Annotated in this window: 5 protein-coding genes; 3 read left to right on the top strand and 2 right to left on the bottom strand. The window is 39.7% G+C overall.

The features are described from left to right. Positions 1–230, top strand: a 230-nt coding sequence (locus ACUVXA_RS16675) for a 4Fe-4S binding protein (protein WP_445872417.1), incomplete at its 5' end; no start/stop codon positions are given. 48 nt (positions 231–278) lie between these two features. Here the strand turns inward: ACUVXA_RS16675 and ACUVXA_RS16670 are convergent. Together ACUVXA_RS16670 and ACUVXA_RS16665 are read right to left on the bottom strand one after the other, a co-directional pair. Then, positions 279–2,570: a DEAD/DEAH box helicase gene (locus ACUVXA_RS16670; RefSeq protein WP_445872416.1), complete on the bottom strand. Its 2,292-nt coding sequence runs from the start codon at positions 2,568–2,570 to the stop codon at positions 279–281. After that, positions 2,567–3,634 (bottom strand): ribonuclease H-like domain-containing protein, encoded by a 1,068-nt coding sequence (locus tag ACUVXA_RS16665; protein WP_445872415.1) that lies wholly within the window; start codon positions 3,632–3,634, stop codon positions 2,567–2,569. Before ACUVXA_RS16665 ends, ACUVXA_RS16670 begins: the two co-directional genes overlap by 4 nt. 450 nt (positions 3,635–4,084) lie before the next feature. Here ACUVXA_RS16665 and ACUVXA_RS16660 point away from each other — a divergent pair, with 450 nt between their 5' ends. After that, positions 4,085–4,384 (top strand): hypothetical protein, encoded by a 300-nt coding sequence (locus ACUVXA_RS16660; RefSeq protein WP_445872414.1) that lies wholly within the window; start codon positions 4,085–4,087, stop codon positions 4,382–4,384. Positions 4,385–4,425: 41 nt separating this feature from the next. Next, positions 4,426–4,584: a hypothetical protein gene (locus tag ACUVXA_RS16655; RefSeq protein ID WP_445872413.1), complete on the top strand. Its 159-nt coding sequence runs from the start codon at positions 4,426–4,428 to the stop codon at positions 4,582–4,584. The last annotated feature ends 21 nt before the right edge of the window (positions 4,585–4,605 follow it).

Genomic DNA, 4,605 nt, shown 5'->3' with positions numbered 1-4,605 from the left:
ATAAACTGACAATTAACAGAATAGAAAAACAGTTAATAAAGCGGGGATACTGTAATGAAGATCTTTCCGATGATAAAATCATGATTATAGAAGAAAGATGCATAGGTTGCGGGATATGCTCTCATAAATGCCCCCAAGAAGCCATAACCATGGTGAGGGTAAGGGAAGAAATTCCCGAAGAAAAAATTAGTGGCACAATGATAAGATTTGACAAGGAGAGAGTGCACTAATTTATCTATTAACTAATAACGAAGGATTTCTATTATACGCTTGAGATTTTAATTTGGCTTCTTAAGAAGGGCTCTTAGTATTATTGTTGCAGCCTTTTTATCTAATGGTTCGTTGTTATTTCCACACTTTGGAGAATAAATACAGGAGGGACAACCGTCTTCACACTCGCAGCTCTCAATTAGCTCTAGGGTATTACTTGCCAATTCTTGGAAGAGCTGGTAATTTTTCTCATTTATTCCAATGCCACCCTGATGGCCATCGTATATAAATATGGTCGGCTTGCCGGTGTCTGGATGGTTGCTTGTAGAAACTCCGCCGATGTCTCTTCGATCGCATAGTGCAAAGTAGGGTGTCATAGCAATCATGGCGTGTTCCACAGCATGTATTCCTCCCTCAAAATCCAGATTATTTTCTTTGACTTTTTTAACCACATCGTCTGGAATTATAAACCAGAGAGCGGTGGTGTCGAATATAATTGGTGGAAGTTCCAATGGTTCTAGTCCCAGAACCTCATCATACTTCTTTACAAAGTATTTATTATAACACTTGGTAACGGTGACTTCCCCCAGTTTCACCACAAAATCATTACACAGTTTTTTTTCAAATTCTCTAATTACTTCTATGTCAGCGGTCTCCGCCGCCTCAGTGTAATAATCTAAATCTTCCTTCCTAACATAGGCGGTTCTGTTGTTTAAATCTAAATCCTCAACAAGGTATGTTTCACCTTGGTGTAGAAAAACTGCGCCCCTATGTGCCTCGGAATAAGCTCGGTTACGGTCTATTATCTCAAGAACCTTTCCCTCGCAAACAACTTTCACTTGCTCACTAGAGATGCTATCTAGGGACACCATGTCTACCGCTCTGCGAGTTCCCGCATAAACGAATCCCTTAGGACTTTTCATAATGACTTTATTTTCTTCCAGAATTTTTAGAGCTGATGAAAACAGGTTAGAGGAATCTTCATGCTCTTTTTTAACATTCAGATCTGAAAAATATTTAGCGTCAGAATCCTTCAGGGGCAGTTCAGCTGCGGCGCACATCAAGTGACCGATGGTAATATAGGGATTTTCAAGATCTATGATGGCGTGTTCATGGGGTTTTCCAAAGAATTTTTCCGGGTGCTTCATAAAGTACTGGTCGAGCGGATTTTCAAAAGCTACTAAGGTAATAAGAGCGTCCTCTGTTCCTCTTCCCGCCCTACCTGCCTGTTGCCATGTGGATATTATAGTTCCTGGATAACCTGAAATTATTACCGAATCCAAGGAACCAATGTCTATACCCAGTTCTAAAGCGCTGGTGGACGCCACACCTAAGAGCTGCTTTTCCCTTAACTTTTTCTCGATCTCTCTTCTTTCCGAAGGAAGATAGCCCGCCCTGTAAGATGTTACTCTTTCTTTTAGTTCCGGAATTTCCTCTCTCGTCCATCTGGCTATTAGTTCAGCCATTCTGCGAGAAATAGTGAAACAAAGAGTCTGAATACCTCTCGCCACCTGCATTGCTAGAAGATTTTTGGTTTCCTGGTGAGGAGAGTTTCGGGCATTCCTTCCTATAAGTGGTGGATTCCAGAACACGAAGTATTTTTTGCCACGTACTGCTCCATCCTCTGAAACTACCTCAAACTGTTTCCCGGTTAGTTTGGATGAGAGTTCTTCGGGATTAGCTATTGTTGCCGAGGAGAGAATTATTTGAGGATTGGAACCATAGTGTTCACAAATTCGGAGTAGGCGTCTCATAAGCATAGCCACATTAGAGCCAAACACACCCCGGTAAGTGTGTACCTCATCCAGAACAATAAAAGCCAAATTGCTGTAGAACTTCGTCCACTTGTTGTGCCAAGGCAAGTATAAGTGGATTCCATAAGGGTTACTCAGAATTATATTGGACTCCTTTCTAATTTTCGGGCGAAGATTAGGCGGGGTATCCCCATCATAAACATTCGCATTAAATTTAATCCCGGTTTCTTGCTCCATTTGTCTTAAAACTTTGAGCTGGTCATTGGTTAAAGCTTTTAAGGGATACAGGTATAAGGCTGTAGTCTTAGGATCAAGATGGATCTTCTCCAGAACAGGTAAATTAAAGCATAGAGTTTTTCCGGAAGCTGTGGGTGTTGTAATAATTACATTTTTTCCCTTTCTTACTTCATTTATTGCTCTTGCTTGATGGGAGTAAAGTCTTATTCCTAATTTGTCTAGATATTTTTGTAATGGTTCCGGTAAAGGCTTGTCAAGCATACCGAATTCTGCTTCTTTGGCTGGAATTACTTCTACATGTTCTATTTGACTATTATAAGAGAGACTATTTTGTATTTCGTTTAGAAACTCGTGTGGTTTCACCATCATTGCACTAGTGCCTCGCTTAACTTGGAAAATAACTTGGCTAAGCTGACGACATCTTGTCGGTTATGATTAATTATGGCCACTAGGGGACCGACATTCTTGGTTTCAAGATATTCTCTATAGAACTCGGGAACCAGAGCCCCTGGAACTTCGTCTCTTCGTGTTAATCCCAATATACATTCTTCTATTGTGGAGAGATTGCAACTGGGAACGATGTGACGCCATGCTCTTCTAATATAATGAAGAAGGTCAAAATGCATCTTATCGATTATGGAGTTAAGGCCGTAGTAATTTAGTCGTTGTTCAATGAATGGAATGTCGAAAGACCTACCATTAAAAGAGATGATTGCACTATACTGCTCTAGCTCTTCCATAAAGATTTTTAACGCCGCGTTCTCCTCCGAAATATCCCTCACAAGATACTGATTAACCTTTAACTTTCCTTCGCAAGGCTGAGCAACTCCCAAAAGTATTATTGGTCTAGAAAAAAGACCCATAGTCTCAATATCAATGATAGCGAAATCCTCATCCCGATTTAAACCTGCTAATCGAAAAGAAAGAGGATGTGATTTGGGAATCCAACGCCACATAACTTCCTGAACTCTTTTAAAATCGCTCATATCCAGTAGTTGCAGAAATTCTCTAGCCAGCTTTCCCCACTTGGGGTGTCGAGTTAAATCGGCGATGGTCCGGTAACCTCTTCTCTTCAAAACCGTTTCCGTTTTTTGACCAATTCCGTGAAGAAACTTGAGATTGGAAACTATCGCCTCCCGAGCCCCCTCCGAAGGATTATAAAATTCTGAGCAACACTCAGAACTAATCAGGTAACATTCTCCAACATCGTATGAAATAACTCTACCCGGAATAGCCTTTTCAAGAGAAACACCCTCATACTCCCCGAGCAACCGCTTTTTAAGCCTCATTACTTGGAAATAGTTAGAATTCAAAACCCATTGAGGTATGTACCCGGATTCAAACTCGTCGTCTTCCTCTTCTTCTATGATATCATATTCACGTTTAAGACTGAACATCCTCTCTAAATTTTTAATAGCTCTGTCAAAACGCAAACCGGGTACCTCCTCTGAATTAATAACAAACTAAATAGTTAAAACTTACGCTACATTCGAAGAGCTAGCACAATGATTTCATCAATAAATCTGAATAATGGATTAATTTAGATATTTTTTTAATGTTCCCCATTAATGGTGTTGACGAACTTAATCACTGTTCAAAATAAATTGCGATAGATAAATATATTATAACCCATTTTTCGCACATTTGTGAATCTTATAGTGGAACTTGTAGCTTTTTCATGTTTAAAACCCTTATCCACCGGGGAATCTTAGTATCCCGTTTTAGAAGTTTTCACAAATACGCTTTCGGTGTTGGGAAGGACTCAACGTTGCAAAGAACTTCGCAGAATCTGCGAAAAATGGGTTATAAAATATATATTTTACTTAGACAATGCGGAGTACACAAATTAATTTAGAATATTTTCGAAGAAGGGGCAAAAGCGGATGGTTGACCTCCAAAAAAGATTAACGTTCCGCGGAATGGCAGATGGATTTTCTACAATATTGGATGCCATGGAAACCTTAGGTTTAAACCTGACTTTGGTGGCAAAAACTATAGCACATGATATAAAATACAAATTTAAAGAAACACTGAATCAGATATTAAAGAAAACCTCACCTCAGTCTGTACAAGAACTGCTTGATATTACTATGTCCTTTTTTGAAACTTTTGGCTTTGAAGTTGAGATGAATTGTTCAGAAGACAATCTAATAATATGTAGAATGAAGGGTTTACAGCAGTAGAAAGATTTAATGATAAATAATACCATTCTTAGACTTTAATCGTGAACCTAAACATCCACAGAGACGTCCAATACAAGGCTACAACCCTGCCCACGAGAACCAAGCCGGCAATCAGCGTGGAGAACAAAAATCCGCTAAAAGGAACCACCGCTGGGCAAAGAAAAGGAAAGGTTTCATTCCAAAGACGGACCACGACTTAAACGCTGCCTAACCACGCCCTC

The sequence above is a fragment of the Candidatus Jordarchaeum sp. genome (assembly GCF_052745115.1).
The sequence above is the reverse complement of the archived record's forward strand: the minus strand, read 5'-3'. Positions and strand labels throughout refer to the sequence as shown.

What these genes read in the sequence shown, in the direction of transcription:
- ACUVXA_RS16670 (WP_445872416.1), bottom strand. Translation starts at nt 2,570, where the DNA reads ATGATGGTGAAACCACACGAGTTTCTAAACGAAATACAAAATAGTCTC.
- ACUVXA_RS16660 (WP_445872414.1), top strand. Translation starts at nt 4,085, where the DNA reads ATGGTTGACCTCCAAAAAAGATTAACGTTCCGCGGAATGGCAGATGGA.